The 20,738-nt window shown below is 52.4% G+C and carries 20 protein-coding genes; 14 read left to right on the plus strand and 6 right to left on the minus strand.

The genetic code is table 11. The annotated features are described in order from the left end of the window. The first annotated feature begins 40 nt into the window (after window positions 1-40). Together fabI and JNC80_RS09720 are read left to right on the plus strand one after the other, a co-directional pair. Window positions 41-859 (plus strand): enoyl-ACP reductase FabI, encoded by an 819-nt coding sequence (gene fabI / locus JNC80_RS09715; protein ID WP_116087060.1) that lies wholly within the window; start codon window positions 41-43, stop codon window positions 857-859. A gap of 11 nt (window positions 860-870) precedes the next feature. Further along, complete coding sequence (locus JNC80_RS09720) at window positions 871-1,470, plus strand: histidine phosphatase family protein (protein ID WP_116087062.1); 600 nt, start codon at window positions 871-873, stop codon at window positions 1,468-1,470. A gap of 77 nt (window positions 1,471-1,547) precedes the next feature. Here JNC80_RS09720 and JNC80_RS09725 read toward each other — a convergent pair whose 3' ends face one another. Continuing rightward, window positions 1,548-1,805, minus strand: a complete 258-nt coding sequence (locus JNC80_RS09725; protein ID WP_022709980.1) for a DUF1344 domain-containing protein — start codon at window positions 1,803-1,805, stop codon at window positions 1,548-1,550. A 292-nt stretch (window positions 1,806-2,097) separates the two neighbouring features. On the opposite strand from JNC80_RS09725, the gene aroC reads away from it, so the two are divergent. The 4 genes from aroC to JNC80_RS09745 all read left to right on the plus strand — a co-directional run bounded on the left by aroC (window position 2,098) and on the right by JNC80_RS09745 (window position 5,821). Continuing rightward, window positions 2,098-3,189, plus strand: coding sequence for a chorismate synthase (gene aroC / locus JNC80_RS09730; RefSeq protein WP_213596964.1), 1,092 nt, complete (start codon window positions 2,098-2,100; stop codon window positions 3,187-3,189). Between the two features lie 147 nt (window positions 3,190-3,336). Next, complete coding sequence (gene ribB / locus JNC80_RS09735) at window positions 3,337-4,443, plus strand: 3,4-dihydroxy-2-butanone-4-phosphate synthase (RefSeq protein ID WP_075654473.1); 1,107 nt, start codon at window positions 3,337-3,339, stop codon at window positions 4,441-4,443. A 142-nt stretch (window positions 4,444-4,585) separates the two neighbouring features. Then, window positions 4,586-5,548 carry a histone deacetylase family protein gene (locus JNC80_RS09740; RefSeq protein WP_376710195.1) on the plus strand — a complete coding sequence of 321 codons (963 nt, stop codon included), beginning with the start codon at window positions 4,586-4,588 and terminating at the stop codon, window positions 5,546-5,548. 3 nt (window positions 5,549-5,551) lie between these two features. Beyond that, a complete protein-coding gene (locus tag JNC80_RS09745) occupies window positions 5,552-5,821 on the plus strand; it encodes an exodeoxyribonuclease VII small subunit (RefSeq protein WP_022709975.1) in 270 nt (89 codons plus the stop codon). An 84-nt stretch (window positions 5,822-5,905) separates the two neighbouring features. Here the strand turns inward: JNC80_RS09745 and JNC80_RS09750 are convergent, their stop codons facing one another. Together JNC80_RS09750 and JNC80_RS09755 are read right to left on the minus strand one after the other, a co-directional pair. Then, the gene (locus tag JNC80_RS09750) at window positions 5,906-6,403 is read right to left on the minus strand and encodes a DedA family protein (RefSeq protein WP_376710196.1); all 498 of its coding nucleotides are present in this window, start codon (window positions 6,401-6,403) and stop codon (window positions 5,906-5,908) included. Between the two features lie 18 nt (window positions 6,404-6,421). Beyond that, window positions 6,422-6,682, minus strand: a complete 261-nt coding sequence (locus tag JNC80_RS09755) for a GlsB/YeaQ/YmgE family stress response membrane protein (protein ID WP_022709973.1) — start codon at window positions 6,680-6,682, stop codon at window positions 6,422-6,424. Window positions 6,683-6,942: 260 nt separating this feature from the next. Between JNC80_RS09755 and JNC80_RS09760 the strand changes: the two genes are divergently transcribed. From JNC80_RS09760 to JNC80_RS09780, 5 genes are all read left to right on the plus strand, one after another. Further along, the gene (locus JNC80_RS09760) at window positions 6,943-7,590 is read left to right on the plus strand and encodes a YidB family protein (protein WP_376710197.1); all 648 of its coding nucleotides are present in this window, start codon (window positions 6,943-6,945) and stop codon (window positions 7,588-7,590) included. A 229-nt stretch (window positions 7,591-7,819) separates the two neighbouring features. Next, complete coding sequence (locus JNC80_RS09765) at window positions 7,820-8,755, plus strand: pirin family protein (RefSeq protein WP_151158290.1); 936 nt, start codon at window positions 7,820-7,822, stop codon at window positions 8,753-8,755. A gap of 98 nt (window positions 8,756-8,853) precedes the next feature. After that, the gene (gene dxs, locus JNC80_RS09770; protein ID WP_376710198.1) at window positions 8,854-10,794 is read left to right on the plus strand and encodes a 1-deoxy-D-xylulose-5-phosphate synthase; all 1,941 of its coding nucleotides are present in this window, start codon (window positions 8,854-8,856) and stop codon (window positions 10,792-10,794) included. 84 nt (window positions 10,795-10,878) lie between these two features. Beyond that, window positions 10,879-11,658, plus strand: a complete 780-nt coding sequence (locus JNC80_RS09775) for a TlyA family RNA methyltransferase (protein WP_376710199.1) — start codon at window positions 10,879-10,881, stop codon at window positions 11,656-11,658. Then, a complete protein-coding gene (locus tag JNC80_RS09780) occupies window positions 11,658-12,887 on the plus strand; it encodes a class I SAM-dependent RNA methyltransferase (RefSeq protein ID WP_376710200.1) in 1,230 nt (409 codons plus the stop codon). Before JNC80_RS09775 ends, JNC80_RS09780 begins: the two co-directional genes overlap by 1 nt. Window positions 12,888-12,905: 18 nt before the next feature. Here JNC80_RS09780 and JNC80_RS09785 read toward each other — a convergent pair whose 3' ends face one another. From JNC80_RS09785 to JNC80_RS09795, 3 genes are all read right to left on the minus strand, one after another. After that, window positions 12,906-13,655, minus strand: coding sequence for an SDR family oxidoreductase (locus tag JNC80_RS09785; RefSeq protein WP_376710201.1), 750 nt, complete (start codon window positions 13,653-13,655; stop codon window positions 12,906-12,908). Between the two features lie 2 nt (window positions 13,656-13,657). Further along, window positions 13,658-15,085: a metalloprotease TldD gene (gene tldD, locus JNC80_RS09790; RefSeq protein ID WP_376710202.1), complete on the minus strand. Its 1,428-nt coding sequence runs from the start codon at window positions 15,083-15,085 to the stop codon at window positions 13,658-13,660. 157 nt (window positions 15,086-15,242) lie between these two features. Beyond that, complete coding sequence (locus tag JNC80_RS09795; RefSeq protein WP_022711683.1) at window positions 15,243-15,803, minus strand: invasion associated locus B family protein; 561 nt, start codon at window positions 15,801-15,803, stop codon at window positions 15,243-15,245. An 883-nt stretch (window positions 15,804-16,686) separates the two neighbouring features. Here JNC80_RS09795 and coxB point away from each other — a divergent pair. From coxB to JNC80_RS09810, 3 genes are all read left to right on the plus strand, one after another. After that, window positions 16,687-17,571, plus strand: a complete 885-nt coding sequence (gene coxB, locus JNC80_RS09800) for a cytochrome c oxidase subunit II (protein WP_033316145.1) — start codon at window positions 16,687-16,689, stop codon at window positions 17,569-17,571. A gap of 184 nt (window positions 17,572-17,755) precedes the next feature. Further along, window positions 17,756-19,444: a cytochrome c oxidase subunit I gene (gene ctaD, locus JNC80_RS09805; protein WP_022711681.1), complete on the plus strand. Its 1,689-nt coding sequence runs from the start codon at window positions 17,756-17,758 to the stop codon at window positions 19,442-19,444. 339 nt (window positions 19,445-19,783) lie between these two features. Then, complete coding sequence (locus tag JNC80_RS09810) at window positions 19,784-20,737, plus strand: heme o synthase (RefSeq protein ID WP_376710203.1); 954 nt, start codon at window positions 19,784-19,786, stop codon at window positions 20,735-20,737. Window position 20,738: the final 1 nt, after the last annotated feature.

Below are 20,738 nucleotides of genomic sequence, written 5' to 3' on the forward strand. Positions count from 1 at the left end.
GGCAGCTATTCAGATTATATTTTTTTATGAGGTATGGTGAATGACCACCAAATCCGGTTTGTTGCAAGGAAAACGCGGGCTGATCTTGGGTCTGGCCAATAATCGCTCAATCGCCTGGGGTATTGCCAAGGCTGCACGGGATGCCGGTGCGGAGATCGCTTTAACTTATCAGGGCGATGCGATGAAGAAGCGCGTCGAGCCGCTTGCGGCTGAACTGGACGCGCTGGTCTGCGGCCATTGCGACGTGACTGACGACGCATCCATGGATGCGGTTTTCGCTCTGATTGAAGAGAAATGGGGTAAGCTCGACTTCCTCGTTCATGCTATCGGCTTCTCTGATAAGGATGAGCTGACTGGCCGTTATCTCGATACTTCGGCAGAGAACTTTTCCAACACAATGCTGATCTCGGTTTATTCCTTTACTGCGCTGGCTAAGCGCGCGGAGAAACTGATGACAGATGGCGGTTCAATGCTGACACTCACCTATTACGGTGCAGAAAAAGTCATGCCGAACTACAATGTGATGGGTGTTGCCAAGGCCGCACTGGAAGCCAGCGTGAAATATCTGGCTGTTGATCTCGGCCCGCAGAATATTCGCGTTAATGCGATTTCCGCCGGTCCGATCAAAACGCTTGCAGCTTCCGGTATCGGCGATTTCCGCTATATTCTGAAATGGAACGAGTATAACGCACCGCTGCGTCGTACCGTCAGCATTGAAGAAGTCGGCGATTCAGGCCTGTATTTCCTCTCCGATCTTTCCCGTTCCGTGACCGGTGAAGTTCACCACGTGGACAGCGGTTATCATACAATCGGTATGAAAGCCGTGGATGCACCGGATATTTCGGTTGTAAAAGACTGAGGACAGCAGGAATGGCACGGGAAATCATTTACTTCTCGCGTCATGGCGAGACGGACTGGAATGTCTCCCAGCGTGTGCAGGGGCAGATGGACATTGATATCAATGCCCATGGCCGCACACAGGCTGACCGCAACGGCGATATGCTGAAGTCGCTGATTGGTACCGCAGAAGGATTTGACTTTGTTGCAAGTCCTCTGCGCCGTACCCGTGAGACGATGGAGCGTATCCGCACCCGTATGGGGCTCGACCCGCTGGCTTACCGCACCGATCCTTTGCTGATGGAGGTGCATTTCGGTGACTGGCAGGGGCATATGATGGAAGAGTTCGAGGCTGCCGGTGTCGGTAGCGCAAGTCTCTTGCAGCAGCGTGAGCGTGACAAATGGAACTTTGTTCCGCCAGGCGAACATGCCGAAAGCTACATGATTCTTTCAGGACGCGTTGCCAAATGGCTTGAAAGCGTGAAGGGCAAAACAGTGTGTGTGACCCATGGCGGTTGCATTCGCACTTTGTTTTATCTGGTCGAAGGCATGAGCGGGCAGGATGCAGCGCATCTTTCCGTGCCGCAGGACAAGCTTCTGAAGCTTGAAAACAACCGTCTTGAATGGGTTTGAATAAAGCAGCTTCTGTATAATAAAAAAGCGCCGGAAACGGCGCTTTTGTCATTTTATGATGGCCGGTAATTACGGGTTTAACCGCCGTCGGCTTCGTCAATATTGCTGATATAGCGAACATTATCGACGAGATCATAGGTCACAATAACTTTCATACCCTTTTCAATCGCACTATAATCGAATTCTCCGGGCAGGCGGTAATCTTTGCCATTGTCCAGCGTAATGGTTTCCGTATCTTCATTGATCTTGGTGATCTTACCCTCAGCATCGTCTGCAAGCGCTGTGCCTGCAAAGAGCGGGGCGAGTAACACCGTGAGAATGGCCAAAATACGCATGAGAAATCCTTGTGCGTTATAAAATCCGGTTCCGAAGCTGCAGGTCAATTATGGCATTAGCACGACCTGCTTCTCTGAAACGCTCTACTGGAGAGACTAGATCATATCCGCAGATTTTCGCAACATTTTCCGGTTGTTTGGTGCCGATACCGCAAACGGTATCGATTAGCGCCGCTTTTTTGTGCGCCGGTCTTTCTCTCGTTTGACCACTGCTTAAAAGGCGAATAGAAACAGATTACCAAACTGAAATTAAAATGAGCCGCAAAGAACCGGTTCAATCTTGGGGTTTTCTATGTCGCATAACAGCTTTGGCCATCTTTTCCGCGTGACGACCTGGGGCGAAAGCCACGGTCCGGCGTTGGGTTGTATTATTGATGGCTGCCCTCCGGGTATTCAATTTACCGAAGCTGAAATTCAGGCCTATCTTGATAAGCGCAAACCGGGTCAGTCAAAATATACCACGCAGCGCCGCGAGCCGGATCAGGTGCGGGTATTGTCCGGTGTTCTCACCAGTGAAGACGGCGTGATGACCACCACCGGCACGCCGATTTCCATGATGATTGAGAATGTGGATCAGCGTTCAAAAGATTATGGTGAGATTGCCCGCCAGTATCGTCCGGGACATGCGGATTATGCCTATGATGTGAAATACGGCCTGCGCGATTATCGCGGTGGCGGACGTTCTTCTGCGCGTGAAACCGCAGCGCGTGTTGCTGCCGGTGCGATTGCCCGTAAAGTCGTTCCGGGTTTGAAAATCCGTGCAGCATTGGTCGGCATGGGTATTCACAAGATCGACCGCTCCCGCTGGGATTGGGCAGAGGTCGATAATAACCCGTTTTTCACACCGGATGCAGGCTCAGTAGAGCTGTTTGCCAGCTATCTCGATGGTATCCGCAAAAACGGTTCATCTATTGGTGCAGTGATTGAAGTTGTGGCTGAAGGTGTTCCAGCCGGTATCGGCGCACCGCTTTATGCCAAGCTGGATCAGGATATTGCGTCCAATCTGATGTCGATCCCTGCGGTAAAAGGCGTTGAGATCGGTAATGGCTTTGAGGCCGCGACGCTGACCGGTGAAGAAAATGCCGACGAAATGCGCATTGATGCCGATGGCAATCCGGTCTTCCTGTCGAATAATGCCGGTGGTATTCTTGGCGGTATCGCAACCGGTGCGCCGATTGTTGCCCGTTTTGCCGTGAAGCCAACCTCATCCATTCTCACGACACGTCGTTCGATTGATGTGGATAAGAAGGAAGTGGATGTCATGACCAAAGGCCGTCATGACCCGTGCGTTGGCATCCGTGCTGTGCCGATTGGTGAAGCAATGCTCGCTTGCGCGATTGCGGATCATTATTTGCGTCACCGCGGCCAGACTGGCCGCGTCTGATAACCATGGGGCCAGACTGGCCGCATCTGATAACCATGGGGCCAGACCGGTCGCGTATGAAAACTATGCTCCAAGCTGGCCGCGTCTCAATTCGATGCGGCCAGAGCAGTTATATGTGATGTTCTTTGAAAGATTACGGAGTGAAGCATGAGCTATAATCAGAAACAGGTTGTTGATGCACTCCGTGCTTTTGAACGCGGTGAAATCGTTGTTGTTATGGACGATGACGGGCGCGAAAATGAAGGCGATCTGATTGTCGCCGCTGTCCATTGTACAGCGGAGAAAATGGCATTCATCGTGCGCCATACTTCCGGCATCGTCTGCACACCTATGCCGAAAGAGGAGGCCAAACGCCTCAATCTGACGGCAATGGTGGCGGAAAATGATGCACCGCATTCTACTGCCTTCACCATTACCGTTGACTATAAACACGGCACGACAACCGGTATTTCGGCAGATGACCGCACGCTGACTGTGCGCAATCTGGCGAACCCGAATGCTGGCCCTGCGGACTTCGTGCGTCCGGGGCATATTTTCCCGCTTGTAGCGCGTGAAGGCGGTGTGCTGATGCGCTCCGGTCATACGGAAGCGGCTGTTGATTTGTGCAAGCTGGCCAATTTGCCGCCTGTTGGTGTGATCTGCGAACTGGTCAATGATGATGGTTCTGTGATGCGCGGCCCTCAGGTAACGGAATTCGCGGAAACACACGGATTGCACCGCATTACGGTGGCTGATCTGATCGCCTATCGCCAGCGCAAGGAAACGCTGATTGTGCGCATGGGCGAGACCGAAGTGGACACATCGGCGGGTCACGCCTGTGCATTTACTTATCAGTTGCCGTGGGAGCCGATGCAGCATGTGGCTCTGGTTTTCGGCGATATCCGTGACGGTGAAGATGTGCCGGTGCGTCTGCATCGGGAAGATGTGCTGGCGGATACATTCGGTGCCGGTTCCGGCCTTGATGCCGTGCTGAAGCGAATGGCTGCGGAAAAGCGCGGGGTGCTGGTGTACTTGCGTGAAGGGTCTGTCGGCGTCGGTAAAAATGACAAGTCGCGCCGCCGTGCGGAAAATCATGACAGGGAAGAGCACAAAGAAGCACAGGCGCGTGAGGAAGAATGGCGCCAGATCGGTCTTGGTGCGCAGATTCTGAAAGATCTCGGCATCAGTTCCATCCGCCTGCTGGCTTCCAAAGAGCGCCATTATGTCGGATTGGAAGGTTTCGGTATTACTATTCTTAAAACTGAAATCTTGTAACTTTATTCTGCCTGATTAGAGCGCCGTGCGCCCCATTGGGCGCACAAAACTCGCCCTAACGCTTTAAAATGCGAGCATAATTTTACCTTAAACTGATTCAAATTTAAGAAATTATGCTCTGAGCAGGCAGATACAGGATATTATGGCAACCAGACTTTACTCGCATCCGGTCTTTCTTGAGCATCTGACGCCGGCGGGGCATCCTGAGCGTCCGGATCGGTTGCGGGCTTTATTCAGCGTTCTGGAAGGCTATGATTATTATGCGCTCGATCAGGTGGAGGCACCTGTTGCCGATGAGCAGGCGTTGGAGCTTGTGCATCCGGCCTCTTACCTGAAGCAAATTAAAGCACAGATTCCCGATCCGCTTGATGAAGAACAGGTTGCTTCCGGCATGGCGCAACCGATTGTGAATGTCGGACAGGACACCTATGTCAGCCCGCAAAGCTGGCATGCCGTGTTGGCAGCAACCGGCTCTGCCCTTGCTGCGGTCGAAGATGTATTTAACGAGCAAGCGGATAATATCTTTATTGCTGCCCGTCCGCCAGGTCATCATGCGACGGCCGATACGGCGATGGGTTTCTGCATCACCAATACGGCCGCGATAGCTGCCCGTTATGCGCAGAGCCATTTTGGTGCGGAACGTGTGGCGATCATCGATTGGGATGTGCATCACGGTAACGGCACGCAGGACATTTTCGCGGCGGATAAGAATGTACTGTTCTGTTCAACACATCAGGCGCAGATTTATCCGGGTACTGGTCTGGTCAAGGAGACCGGTGTCGGTAATATCGTGAATGCGCCTTTGCTTGCTGACAGTGGCAGTCGGGAGTTTCGTGAAGCTTTTACTTCCCGTATTTTACCGGCATTGGACAATTTTCGCCCTGATCTGATCTTGATTTCAGCGGGCTTTGATGGTCATTATCTTGACCCATTGGCTCAACTTAATTTGACCGAAACAGATTATGATTGGGTGACAGGGCAGGTGATGGAGCGCGCCGACCGGTTTTGTAATAACCGGCTGATCAGTTTTCTTGAAGGCGGATATGATTTACAGGGCTTGTCCTTTTCCGCCGCAGCGCATATTACGCGTTTAATGAAAGGATAAATTATGACCGAGCCGAACACCACCGGACAAGCTTCCAATGATGATATTGCAGTGATGAGCTTCGAACAGGCGCTCAAGCAGCTGGAAACAATTGTCGATGATCTGGAACGCGGTGATGTGCCTTTGGAAAAGTCGATCCTGATTTATGAACGCGGTGAAGCGCTGAAAAATCATTGCGAAAAACTGCTGCAGTCAGCAGAAGATAAAGTCGAGAAAATCAAACTCAGCCGCGACGGTCAGCCAACCGGCACCGAACCGCTTGATCCTGAGTGATTGTTCGGCAGCCAGTTAAACCGAAGCCCCGCGATGTCGGGGCTTTTTTGTACGCCGATGATACAGCCGGTTATAGATCAGCCTCTAAAGCAGCTTTTTAAACAAGGCGCTGAAATAATACGGGCCAGCACCCCAGACTAAAGTCCAGAGTGCCGCGCCGATAATATTGGCGGAGACGAATTTCAGCCAGTGCATTTTTAAGGCACCAGCCATGATACCGTTTAACTGGCGTAAAATAGCAAAGAAGCGTGCAGTGATGACAATGCCGCTGCCGTATTTTTCAAACAGTTTTTCGAATTGCTCCAGCCGTTCCGGTGTCAGCTTGATATAGGGGCCGAAGCGGATCAGAATTTTCCGCCCGCCAAAATGGCCGATCAGATAACCTGTGCTGTCGCCCAGTATCGCGCCGAGAAACACCGCGAATAACATAACCGGTAAAGACAGTTCGCCTTGTTGCGCCAGCAGGGATGCAGCAATAAGCAGTGTCTCTCCCGGTACCGGCGCACCGAAGCTTTCAAAATAAATGATGATAAACAGAGCGATTGAGCCATAAGCGGCAATATATGGCTCAACCCAATGCATGTTCGTGCCTGTTTATGTTTATCGCAGCTGCCTCTGGCCGCTGATTGCGTGATAAAGGAACAGCACGACCACTGCGCCGATTACCGAAACAATCAGGCTGTAAATATTCAGGCCGGTAACACCCGCCGCACCGAAGAAATTGAAAATAACACCGCCGATAACCGCGCCGACAATGCCGAGGACAATATCCATCAGCATACCCTGACCGCTTTTGTTGACGATTTTGCTGCCGATAAAACCGGCAATGAGACCGAGAATAATCCAGCTGATAACTGACATTGTATGTTCTCCGTTTCGCAAAAAGCATTTTACAGAGACAGATCACATCCGGCGCTGCAAGAATGCGAAAATCAAAGAAACCGGAACGCAGACCATCAATTAAATTCACGTGCTGGCAAATTCATGAGGCTGACTCTGGAAACTCGGTAAAACGCTCCCATATCATTACATGCTTGGCAAGTGACAATCTTGCCAAGTAAATATTTTTGCGCGATGCTGCTAAGTATCCGGCATTTCAGCAGGTTTGGAGGAAGTATAAAATGGGCCTTTTTGGTGGTGACTCTTCAAATAATGAACCGGTACCGGGCGGCAGTCTGACCAAACCGGTTCTGATTGCACTTGGTGCATTGCTCGTTGGTCGTATGTTCAGCGGTAAATCCGATGATAATGAACAGCCTCAGGTGAATGCGCCGGATCAGGCCGCATCCGGCGGCGGTCTCGGCGATCTTCTGGGCGGCGTGTTCGGCGGCGGACAGCAGGCGAATGCTCCGGCAGGCACGCAGGCAGATTCACAGGCGGGTGGCCTTGGCGGCCTCGGCAGTGTTCTTGGCGGCTTGCTTGGCGGTGTTCTGGGTGGCACAGCCGCAGGACAAGCCGGACAGACCGGCAGCGGCGGTGGACTTGGCGGCGGTTTAGGCGGCTTGCTTGAGCAGCTTACACAGGCCGGCCATGCAGATAAAGTTGATAGCTGGGTTGGTTCCGGCAGCAATGCGCCAATCGAACCGGACCAGCTTGGCAATGCCATTGGCAAAAACACAATTTCGGATATTGCCCGTCAGACGGGTGTCAATGAACAGGATTTGCTGGCAGAGCTTTCCGCAGCACTGCCGGGCATTGTTGACAAGCTGACAGCGAATGGTCAGGTGCCGGATATGCAGCAATTGCTGAAAATGCTTGGTCAGAAATAACAGGCATTAGTGTCCGATCCTGTCTGACTGATTTGTGATGGAATGTCCGGATGTAAAACTCCGGACATTTCTTATTTTATGATATGCTGTTTAAAATGCATCCCGAAAATCTGTTGCAGATTTTGGTGCGGATGCGTTTGAAAGCTGGTGGGTCAGGTATTTCAATGGCTTAACTTAAGCCGGAAATGCTTCACTCTGGGCGTTTCATTGTTTCTGAAAGGACAGATTTGTGAGCTTCTTTCCCGGTCAGGATCCGGTTCCCGGTGATCATCAGTCGATTGATGCAATTGAAACGCTGATTATTCCACGCACCAGTGAAGTGGGCGGTTTGCAGGTGCGCCGTGCATTGCCGACTGCAAAGCGCAGGCTCGTAGGGCCTTTCATTTTCTTTGACCGGATGGGACCGGCCTTATTACGGGCCGGGCAGGCGCTGGATGTGGCACCGCATCCGCATATCGGGCTTTCAACGGTTACTTATCTTCTGGATGGTAATATCCGACACCGCGACAGTCTCGGTACCGAGCAGGTGATTAATCCCGGTGAGGTCAATCTGATGACGGCGGGACGCGGCATTGTGCATTCCGAGCGCACACCGGAGGAAATGCGCGGGTCGCCGCTGGCAATCTCCGGCGTGCAGACATGGGTTGCCTTGCCGGAACGCTCTGAAAATATGGCGCCGGAATTCAGCAATCATACGGTGCAGCAATTGCCGTGGCTGGAGGAGAAAGAGTTCCGTATGCGCCTGATGATCGGCGATATGCATGGGCTGAAATCCGATGTGCCGACCTATAGCGAGACACTCTATGCGGATGTGTTTATTGAGGCGGGTGGCAAATTCCATTTGCCTGCGGTGCAGGAAGAGCGGGCGATTTATATCCTGAGCGGTGCAGTGCGCATTGCCGGAGAGGTTTTCACTGATAATCAGCTGCTGGCATTCCGGCAGGGCGATGATATTGTGATTGAAGCCGTGCCACAAAATTTCGCCGGTGAGGGTGCACAGATCATGGTCTTCGGTGGTGAGGCGATGGACAGCCGCCGTTATATCTGGTGGAATTTCGTTTCATCATCAAAAGAACGTATTGAACAGGCAAAGGAAGAGTGGCGCAGCCGCCGCTTTGATATTGTACCGGGCGATGCGGAAGAATTTATCCCGCTGCCTGAATAAATATTTGATATAGCTGATTGCAAAATACAGGCGGATGGGAAACAAAGCCGTTAATCTCCGCCTGTTCTGACTGTCCATAGAATAATAAGGTTTTCCCAATGACCGGTTTTGATAACAAACTGCACACGCCATTGCTGGATCAGGTGCATTTGCCGGAAGATTTGCGAAAACTGGATCCAGCACAATTGCCGCAACTGGCGGATGAATTGCGTGCAGATCTGATCGATGTAGTGTCCCGTACCGGTGGTCATCTCGGCTCAAGCCTTGGTGTGGTAGAACTGACTGTGGCGCTGCATTATCTGTTTGATACGCCGAATGATCGTCTGATCTGGGATGTGGGGCACCAAACCTATCCGCATAAAATTCTGACCGGACGACGCGAGCGTATGCCGACCATTCGTCAGGAGGGTGGCCTGTCCGGTTTTACCAAACGTGCTGAAAGCGAATATGACGATTTCGGCACCGGCCATGCATCCACCTCGATTTCCGCCGGTCTGGGGATGTCTGTGGCAAGTGAGCTCAAGGGTGAGAAGCGCAATGTGATTGCGGTTATCGGTGACGGTTCCATGTCTGCCGGTATGGCCTATGAGGCGATGAATAATGCCGGTGCGCTGGATGCCCGTCTGATCGTTATTCTCAATGATAATGATATGTCGATTGCGCCACCGACCGGTGCGATGAGCGCCTATCTCGCGCGTCTGGTCTCTGGGCCGACTTATCGCAACCTGCGCGAGATGGCGAAGCAGATCAGCAAGAAATTGCCAAAATTCTTTCAGGATAAAGCCCGTAAAACGGAAGAATTTGCCCGTGGTTTCTGGGCTGGCGGCACAATGTTTGAAGAGCTGGGCATGTATTATGTCGGCCCTGTGGATGGTCATAATCTCGATCATCTTCTGCCGGTTCTGACAAATATCCGCGATAATGTTGAGGGGCCTGTGCTGGTGCATGTGGTGACTCAGAAGGGTAAAGGTTATGCCCCTGCGGAAGCCGCTGCTGACAAATATCACGGCGTTAATAAATTCGATGTCATTACCGGCAAGCAGTCAAAACCGCCTGCAAATGCACCAAGCTATACAAAAGTTTTCGCCAATGCGCTGATTGAAGAAGCGCGACACGACGAAAAGGTTGTGGCCGTGACTGCCGCAATGCCGGACGGAACAGGGCTTAATCTTTTCGGACAGGCCTTTCCGAAGCGTACTTTCGATGTCGGTATGGCTGAGCAACATGCAGTGACTTTTGCAGCCGGTCTGGCTGCCGAAGGGCTGAAGCCTTTTGCGGCGATTTATTCCACCTTCCTGCAACGCGCCTATGATCAGGTCGTGCATGATGTGGCAATCCAGCATTTGCCGGTGCGCTTTGCGATTGATCGTGCCGGTGTGGTTGGCGCGGATGGTGCCACCCATGCGGGGAGTTTCGACACTGCTTTCCTGAGCAATCTACCGGGTTTTGTGGTTATGGCTGCATCAGATGAAGCAGAATTGGTGCATATGGTGCGCACGGCTGCGGAATATGAAGAAGGACCGATCTCCTTCCGCTATCCGCGTGGCGATGGTGTTGGTGTTGATCTGCCGGAGCGTGGTACTGTTCTGGAAATCGGTAAAGGCCGTATTGTCCGCGAAGGCAGCAAAATCGCGATTTTGAGCTTTGGTGCGCGGTTGCAGGAATGCTTAGCTGCTGCTGATGAGTTGGATGCAGCGGGGCTTTCGACCACTGTTGCTGATGCGCGTTTTGCCAAGCCGCTGGATCATGATCTGATCCGCCGTCTTGCCAAAGAACATCAGGTGCTGCTCACGATTGAAGAAGGTGCGGCAGGTGGCTTTGGTGCGCATGTGCTGCATTATCTCAGCAATGAAGGTGCGCTGGATCATGGCTTGCGGGTTCGCACATTGACTTTGCCGGACGCATTTATGGATCATGCCAAGCCTGAAGCTATGTATGCCCGTGCAGGTTTGGATAGTGCAGGCATCGTACGAGCGGCCTTTGCAGCGCTCGGTCGTGATGTGCTGACCGGTGAGGCAGGCGGCGGACTGCGGGCATAATCTGCTTGCAGGGTGTGCCATGCTGATAGACATGCGCGGATAAAACATCTTGCGCTAAGCTGCTGTCTCCTTCATTGAGGCAGCATGAGTGAAAATACAGATAAGATACGCCTTGATCAGGCGCTGGTAGAGCGCGGGCTGTTTGCTTCGCGCTCGCGTGCCCGCGATGCGGTGGCACGTGGTACCGTGCGCGTGAATGGTCAGGTGGTCACTAAAGCCGGTCAGAACGTGACGGCTCAGGCCGAACTGGCAGTGGATGATCCGGCGAGCCGTTTTGTCTCCCGTGCGGCGCTGAAACTGACGGCTGCGCTCGATCATTTTGGTTTTGAGGTTGAGGGTAAGACAGCACTGGATATCGGTGCATCCACCGGTGGTTTCACACAAGTGCTGCTGGAGCGCGGTGCAGAACATGTGATCTGCGTCGATGTCGGACACGATCAGTTGCATGAGACTTTGCGTGGCGATAAACGCGTTACCAATCTCGAAGGGCTGAATGCCCGTGTGCTGGATGCGAGCCATTTGCAGGAACGCAAGATTGAGATTGTTGTCTCGGATGTCAGCTTCATCTCGCTGAAACTGGCGCTGCCCAATGCGCTTGATCTTTGCGCGGATGACGGCTGGTGTCTGCTGTTGGTGAAACCGCAATTCGAGGCAGGGCGCGAAGCAATCGGCAAAGGCGGTATTCTGAAAGACCCGTCGCAGGGTGAAAAGATTGCGCTGGATTTGCAGAATTGGCTCAATGCGCAGTCCGGCTGGCAGGCTTTAGGATTTTGTGCCTCACCGATTACCGGTGGTGACGGCAATCAGGAATATATTTTGGCAGGCAGGAAGAACAAAGCTGCCGCCGCGAAGGACGATGTTTGATGAGTTTGCGTGTTACAATTAATGCGATGGGTGCCGGTGGTGATGGTGTTGCCCAGCTGCCGGATGGTCAGGTTTTTGTGCCTTTTACCTTGCCGGGTGAGGTTGCCAATGTTGCGCGGGATAAGAACCGCGCCAGCCTGATGGCGCTACTGGAAACATCTGAACAGCGTGTAGAACCATCCTGCCGCCATTTCGAGGATTGCGGTGGTTGTGTCTTGCAACACTGGGAAATGTCTGCCTATCAGGCATGGAAGCGCTCACTGGTTGCAGCCAGTCTTGATGGTCGCGGGCTGAAATATGAACTGGCGCCATTGGTGCCATGCGCACAGCAGAGCCGCCGCCGTGCGACTTTCGCTATCCGCAAAACCGAAGCCGGTTTGCTGCTTGGTTTTAACCGTCACCAGAGCCATGAGCTGATCAACATCTCTGAATGTGCAGTGACAGTTCCGGCGATTATTTCCCGTCTGGACGATCTGCGCAAAGTCGCTATTCATCTGGCCGATGGTGCAAAGCCGTTTAAACTGACGGTTACTGATACGGAATCCGGCCTTGATCTGGCTGCAAGCGGCTGCCCGACACCGGATGATGCGGCGCGCCGTATTCTTACGCCTTTGATGATGGAGCTGGGTTTTGCCCGTCTCAGTGTTGACGGTGAGATCATTCTGGAGCCAAAGAAGCCGTTGATTACCTTCGGCAAAGTACCGGTGAATATTCCGTCCGGCAGTTTCCTTCAGGCAACAATTGAAGCTGAAGAAGCCATGGTTGCGCTGGTGATCGGCCATTTCAAAAAGGTCAAAAAAGCGGCTGACCTGTTCTGCGGTGTCGGTACTTTTGCTCTGCGTATGGCTGAGACGATGGCGGTTCATGCGGTGGAAAATGATGCACCGGCACTGGCCGCACTGGATCGTGGTATCCGTCATGTGCAGGGACTGAAACCGGTTACCCATGAGCGACGCGATCTGTTCCGCCGTCCGATCCTGCATAAGGATCTCAATGCCTATCAGGGTATTGTTTTCGATCCGCCGCGTGCCGGTGCTGAAGAACAGGCAATGCAGATTGCCAAATCATCCGTGCCAAAAGTCGCGGCTGTTTCCTGTAATCCGGTGACACTGGCACGCGACCTCGCCATTCTGGTCAAGGGCGGTTACAAGATCGACAAGATTATCCCTGTCGATCAGTTCTTGTGGTCATCCCATGTTGAAACCGTGGCGCTGCTCTCGAAAAAATAATCAGGAGAGGGCGGGTGTTCAGCCGAACAACCCGCCTTCATCCGTATCAATTGTGATTGACGACAGAGTGATATGGCGTGGTCGGGTGATCGCAAACATCACTGCTTCACAAACATCGCGATTGGTTGCGCGCTCACCCTTGACGCGCTCCGGAATGGCATCCCATTCCGTATCCGCCGGTGAGATATCATCCAGATAGGGCGGGTGCACACAGAGTGAGCGCACCGGCGTGCCGCGCAGCATTTGTTGCAAGCCTGTTGCTATCGCTGCCTGTGCATGTTTCGCAGCATAAAACGGTACAGCCACACTATGCAGCGGTGCATTTGGCAATGCGCTGATCGAGCCGATGGTCACAATATCTGGTCTGGATGAGTTTTTCAGCAGCGGCAACAGCCCTTGCGTAAACAGAAAACTGCCGGTTACCGCAGCATTGATCGTGCCGAACACTTCTTGTTCGCTATGCGGTTCATCACTGGCTTCCAGCCACATCGCACCATTATTAATCAGCAGATCAATCGTGTTATATTTTTCTGTGATCTGCGCGATGGCACGGCCGATACTGGCATTATCAGCAAGATCAACCACAACCTGATCGGGACGTTGACCTGTACGCTGTTCAATCTGGTCAGCAATCGTCGAAAGTGCAGATTGATTGCGGGCGCAGAGCACAATTTTGCAACCGGCATCCGCCAATATCATCGCCATTGCAGCGCCAAGACCACGGCCGGAGCCGGTGATGACGGCGGTTAAACCATTTAAATTTTTCATGTTTATACAGCCGTTCCGCCGACTGTCATCTGATCCATACGCAGATGCGGCTGACCAACGCCAACCGGCACCCACTGGCCGCCTTTACCGCAATTGCCGGAGCCGTTATCGAGCTTGCTGTCATTGCCGATCATCGATACGCGATGCATGGCATCAGGACCATTGCCGATCAGCATGGCACCTTTGACCGGCGCGCCCACTTTGCCGTCTTCGATCATATAGGCTTCGGTGCAACCAAACACGAATTTACCGGAGGTAATATCCACCTGACCACCGCCGAAAGACACCGCATAGATGCCTTTCTTAACGGAGGCGATAATTTCTTCCGGTGTTTTGTCACCGGAGAGCATCATCGTATTGGTCATGCGTGGCATTGGTGCATGGGCATAGGATTCACGACGGCCATTGCCGGTTGGTTTCATCCCCATCAGGCGGGCATTCTGGCGATCCTGCATGTAATTGACGAGCTTGCCGTCATCGATCAGCACAGTGCTGTTGGTCGGTGTGCCTTCATCATCAATGGTCAGCGAGCCGCGACGGTCAGTAATTGTGCCGTCATCGACTACGGTCACGCCTTTGGCGGCAACCTGTTGTCCCATGAGGCCTGCGAAGGCCGAGAGTTGCTTGCGGTTGAAGTCACCTTCAAGACCATGGCCGACGGCTTCATGCAACATCACGCCCGGCCAACCATTGGACAAGACGATGTCGAAAGTACCGGCAGGCGCAGGGATCGCTTCGAGATTAACCAAAGCCTGACGCAGTGCTTCATCTGCCGCGTGCTGCCATGAGCCTGTAGCGATAAAATCTTCAAACAGGCGACGGCCACCCATGGAATAGGAACCGGATTCCTGACGGTCGCCCTGACCGGCCATAACGGAAATCGACAGGCGTACCATCGGACGGATGTCACGGACGAAATTTCCGTCCGCACGCAAGATTTCTACCTGCTGCCATGAACCGCCGATGCTGACGCTGACCTGACGCACTTTGCTGTCTTTGGCGCGCAAATAGCCGTCAATCTGCTGAAGCAGAACGACTTTTTCATTGAAAGTCGGAGAGCCGAGCGGGTTCACATCCGTATAGAGATGGCGGTTTGTACCAGCCGGAGCTGCACTGTAAGTGCCGGACGATCCGCGGGAAATCGCGGATGCTGCATCGGATGCACGAAGCAGGGCGCTATGGGTCAGTTCGCCGGAATGGGCATAGCCGACCGTCTCACCGGAGACACAACGCAGACCAAAACCCTGTCCCTGATTGAAAGAGCCGTTTTTCAGGCGGCCATCATCAAAAACCAGAGATTCAGATTCCGCATATTCCAGATAAAGTTCACCGTCTTCACTGCCGTGGAGCGATTGCGCAACCAGTTTTTCAACCTTGTCACGGCTGACATCGAATTCATCAATCAGGCTTCGGGACGTGGTGGAACTCATAGATTTACTCCGGAACAGCGGCTGTGTCCTGTATCAGACGGGTGATTGTTCTTTGTATATGGCGAGTTTGCTGCCGTGGGACAAGCCGGACAGCGGGATAAAATAAAAACGCCGCCGTCAAAATATGAGCGGCGGCGTTTTAATCAGATTGAAGAGCTTATGGCAGCTTGTTGAAGCCGTCGCTGAAGCCCTGCAGTTCAACGGGAATACCCACGCCTTCTTCCGGTGTCTGGAACACGATGAAAGTCGCGGCCTTACCCTTGCGCAGCGTGTCGATCAGCGCGTCGTCAAGGATAACTTCCGCATAGCAGCCGTCTTCAAAACAGCGCACGAAATAAGCACGGCCGATATCTTTGCCGTCCACATTGAGGCCGAGGCCGTTTGGCAGCAAAACGCCGAGTGGTGCAAGCACACGCAGGATACGCGCTTTATTGTCAGCGGTTTTCAGGACGACAACCGAAAGGCCGAGCTCAGGACGGTCAGCAGCGATCACATTCTGGATCAGCGCGCATTGTTCAGTCTTGGCACCGGCAGGCTTGTCGCAAAGAATGGACCATGCGCCATGCTGAGAGCGCAAAGTGCCGTTTTTCTGCGATGCACCGGAAGCGGTTGGCTGCGGTGCAGTCTGAGCAAAAGCAGCAGAGGCGGATACAGCCATAAGGCCTGCACCGAGCAGAGCAGCGGCAACTTTACGGCTGACAGAAGAGAAATGGTGCATATTTATGATACCTTTGGCGGCTCGGTAAACATTACATCGGTAAATGCGGCGCGAGCCGTAACTACCCTTTGAAAGCGTATTTAAGAGAGGGCTTTGCGTCATTTCCGGAAACCGGCAAATCAGAAAGCCATGCTTTTTATTCTGTGTACATGGATAATGGCGGAATTTGAACCGGATAAGGTAAAGTTTTAGTATAAATCAGATTGTGAACACCATTCTAAATCCGCATTGCCGAAATTATCGCTATGCCATGCACAGTTTTCAGCATCTTCCCTCCGTTTTAGCACCGTGAATTGCAGGCTGATCTGAAAGAGTGTGCAGCGTTTGAAATCTGCCGTGCTTTTCAGGATATTGCAGCAGCTTTCTACAGGATGCACGGCGCATTGTTTTATCTGTATTTTACTTGATCCAGATCAATGCAAATAAGTCCGGACTATGAATTGATTCTCCGTTCTGAGGCCGGAATAAGGCGTGATCTGCAGATTTGGGCTGTTTTGGCGCGGTTGAGGCAATCAGGAAAACCTTGAGATTTTTCCGGGCAGACAAAATCTGTAAAAGGTCGCGTTGTACCGCTCTCTATTTTCAACCCTTTGATTTTATGTGTTTTTATAGATTGATTTGGAAGGTTTTATATCCGGTAGTTTGCGGGATGAACCGGAAAAGACCCGTGTTTTTGAGTTGTATTACGCGCAAAAATGCCGCACGGGAAAATCTTCGCCTTCCTTGCTTGGTGCTATAATGTGTTGTCAGTACGGTGGGGGAACGGGACATTGGCTGGGGAAGAGCTATGTCCGCGATTAACCGGCAAGGCTATAATCGGGAGAAGATGCTGGTGGATAGGGTTATTGCCACAAATAAAGCCGTTGCAGGTAAGGATTCTGCGATGAAAAAACATATTTTGACCGGCAGCGCGGTTGCATTCGGCGCAGTGTCCGGTCTTTTGGCGTCTGCAGCGGGCGCACTGGCTGACAAGCCGGTTGACTGGCAGCTGAGCTGGCAGGATTCCGCAACAAAAATTGCGGATCAGATACATTGGTTTGAGCGTTATTCGCTGATGTTCATTATTCCGGTAACCGGTCTGGTGATGCTGCTGCTCTTGTGGTGCATCCTGCGCTTCCGTAAAGGCGCAAATCCGGTTGCTTCCAAAACCAGCCATAACACAACGATTGAAGTGATCTGGACACTGGGTCCGGTCATTATTCTGCTGTTTCTGGCCATTCCGTCCTTCCAGCTTCTGACTGCGCAATATTCTCCGGATGAGCCAAAACTGACTGTTAAAGCAACAGGTTATCAGTGGTACTGGGGCTATGAATATCAGACAGAAGAGCCGCTTTCTTTTGATGCGCTTCTGCTGAAAGACGAAGATCGTGCGAGCGCCGGTAAACAGGATCTGGCTGCTTATCCGCGTCTTCTGGCCGTTGATAATGAAGTTGTGGTTCCTGTGGATACGACTGTCCGCTTGCTGGTGACAGCTGCCGATGTGATCCACTCATGGGCAATGCCTGCTTTCGGCGTCAAGATGGATGGTGTTCCGGGACGTAATAACGAAACATGGTTCAAGGCCGCCCGTGAAGGGCTCTATTACGGCCAGTGTTCTGAACTATGCGGTAAAGATCATGCTTATATGCCGATTGCTGTGCGCGTTGTCTCACAGGAGCGTTATGATGCATGGCTTGCTGCTGCCCGCACGGATATTTCCGGTGCGAATAAGACGCTGATGGCCGAAATTGAAAATGACAACAAGACCGTGACTGTTGCCGGAAACTGATTATAAGCCTGACGTGAACGGAGTTTTCGTCAGGCTCTTGGGTTTTTACAGGTCACGAACCGCATGGCTGCTTAAAAATCAAATATGATTTAAGACGGAATTCATGTGGTAGTTCAATATTTTAGAATACCTGTTTTGGTTCCCTAAAGGGCATTTGGTATTCGTTCAGAACGGGAGCAATCTTATGGCTGGTACAACAGCTCACGATACCCGAAAGGGAGCCCCTCACGCAGGGGCGGATGCACACCATGACGACCACAAGCCGCGCGGCTGGGTACGCTGGGTGTATTCGACCAATCACAAGGATATCGGTACACTCTATCTGATCTTTGCGATTATTTCCGGTATCATCGGCGGGGCATTGTCCATCGCTATGCGTGCGGAATTGCAGGAGCCTGGTATCCAGATTTTCCATGGTCTGGCTTCTATGGTCTATGGCGTTGAAGGCGATGCGGCACTGGATGCCGGTAAGCATATGTTCAACGTGTTTACCTCCATGCATGCGCTGATTATGATCTTCTTCATGGTTATGCCTGCGCTGATCGGTGGTTTCGCCAACTGGATGGTTCCGCTGATGATCGGTGCGCCTGATATGGCGTTTCCGCGCATGAACAATATTTCATTCTGGCTGCTGCCTCCGGCATTGCTGTTGCTGCTGATTTCCTTCTTCGTGCCGGGTCCTGCCGGTGGCTGGGGCGCAGGTGGCGGCTGGACGCTGTATCCGCCGCTGTCGACTTCGGGACAGCCGGGACCTGCAGTGGATTTCGCAATTCTGTCGATCCACATTTCCGGTGCGTCGTCCATTCTCGGTGCGATCAACTTCATCACAACCATTCTGAATATGCGTGCGCCGGGCATGACCCTGCATAAAATGCCGCTTTTTGCATGGTCTGTTCTGGTTACAGCCTTCCTGCTTCTGTTGTCGCTGCCGGTTCTGGCCGGTGCGATCACCATGCTGCTGACAGACCGTAACTTTGCGACAGCATTCTTCGCACCTGAAGGCGGCGGTGACCCGATCCTGTATCAGCATCTGTTCTGGTTCTTCGGTCATCCGGAAGTGTATATTCTGATCCTGCCGGGCTTCGGTATTGTCAGTCACGTGATTTCGACCTTCTCGAAGAAGCCGATTTTCGGTTATCTCGGCATGGCCTATGCGATGGTTGCAATCGGTGTTGTCGGCTTTGTGGTCTGGGCGCACCATATGTATACGGTGGGTCTGTCACTTGATACGCAGCGTTATTTTGTGTTCGCGACCATGGTGATTGCGGTGCCGACCGGTATCAAGATCTTCTCGTGGATTGCCACAATGTGGGGCGGTTCGATTGACTTCCGCACACCGATGATCTGGTCAATCGGCTTCATCTTCATGTTCACCGTTGGTGGTATGACCGGTGTACAGCTAGCCAATGCCGGTCTCGACCGTGCGCTGCATGACACATATTATGTTGTCGCGCATTTCCATTACGTATTGTCGCTGGGTGCCGTATTCGCGATTTTTGCGGGCTGGTATTACTGGTTCCCGAAAATGTTCGGCTACATGTACAATGAAACCATCGGCAAAATTCACTTCTGGCTCACATTTATCGGTGTGAATCTGGTGTTCTTCCCCCAGCATTTCCTCGGTCTTGCCGGTATGCCGCGCCGTTATATCGACTATCCTGATGCCTATACAGGCTGGAACATGGTGTCGTCCTACGGCTCGTATATTTCCGGCTTTGCGGTGCTGGTTTTCCTCTATGGTGTATTTGAGGCTTTTGCGAAAAAGCGTGCCACAAGTGCAAATCCATGGGGTGAGGGTGCAACAACACTGGAATGGCAGCTGTCTTCGCCGCCGCCTTATCACCAGTGGGAACAGCTCCCGCATGTGAAGTAATATTGTTCGGGCGGCGTCAGTGATGCCGCCGCCCGATACAAACGAAAATGCCGGATAGCATGATTTATGCAATTCATAGAGCCGTTCACTTTTAGGCTATTTATGAATTTCCTAAATTATGACGGGTGTACCGTGCGGTGTTTGGGTGTATAGAGGCGCTATTAGCGCTTAATGCACCGCAGGTGCTGCAACAGTCGCGCAAGAAAATGCGGCGTTGCGGGAGAAGCAGTCTCCCCGCAAATAGCTGCTCAGAGTGCGACATTCGTTTTAAGAAATTGCCGGATTTGAGATCCGGTATCCGGTTTTGCCGGAATTTTTGAATAAGGACAGATACAGATAATGTCTCTGGTTGAGAAAAATAACATGACAGGTGAAACCGGACAGCCGATGCCGCTGTCGGAAGCGAGCGCGGCTGATTATATCGCGCTGCTGAAACCGCGTGTCATGTCGCTGGTTGTATTTACCGGTTTTGTTGGTCTGATCGTGGCTCCCGGTCATATGAATCCGGTTATGGCTGCGATTGCTATTCTATGTATTGCGATCGGCGGCGGTGCCTCAGGCGCGCTGAATATGTGGTATGATGCGGATATTGACCGCATTATGAAACGCACAAAAAACCGGCCGATCCCTGCCGGTCTGATCCGTGAAGAAACAGTGCTTGCTTATGGTATTACACTGTCTGTCTTTTCCGTGATGACGCTTGGTCTGCTCGTCAACTGGCTTGCTGCAGCTTTGCTGGCCTTTACAATTTTCTTCTACAGCGTCGTTTATACAATGTGGCTGAAACGCTCGACACCGCAGAATATTGTGATTGGCGGTGCCGCCGGTGCATTCCCGCCGATGATCGGCTGGGCTTCGGTAACGGGCACAGTCTCGGTTGAAAGTGTTGTTCTGTTTCTGATTATCTTTTTGTGGACGCCGCCGCATTTCTGGGCACTGTCCCTGTTCACATCCGGTGATTATGAAGCAGCAAAAATTCCGATGATGCCGAATGTGCGGGGTGAAAAATCCACACGTTTGCAGATCGTAATCTATTCGCTGATCGTGGCGCCGGTTGGTGTTCTGCCATGGTTCCTCGGCTTCGGCGGCCATGTCTATGGTGTGCTTTCTGCTTTGCTTGGCGCAATCTTCGTATGGCGCGCAGTGCAGCTCTGGATGGCGCCGGAACATGAAACACAAATGCGCGCTGCCCGTGCGCTGTTTAAATTTTCGCTGGTTTATCTGTCCGCTTTGTTCAGCATCTTGCTTGTTGAAGCACTGGTGGCGAAAATACTGCCGGTAATAGGGGGATAAT

It is taken from the genome of Pseudochrobactrum lubricantis (assembly GCF_041929865.1).
Taxonomy (GTDB): Bacteria; Pseudomonadota; Alphaproteobacteria; order Rhizobiales; family Rhizobiaceae; genus Pseudochrobactrum; species Pseudochrobactrum saccharolyticum.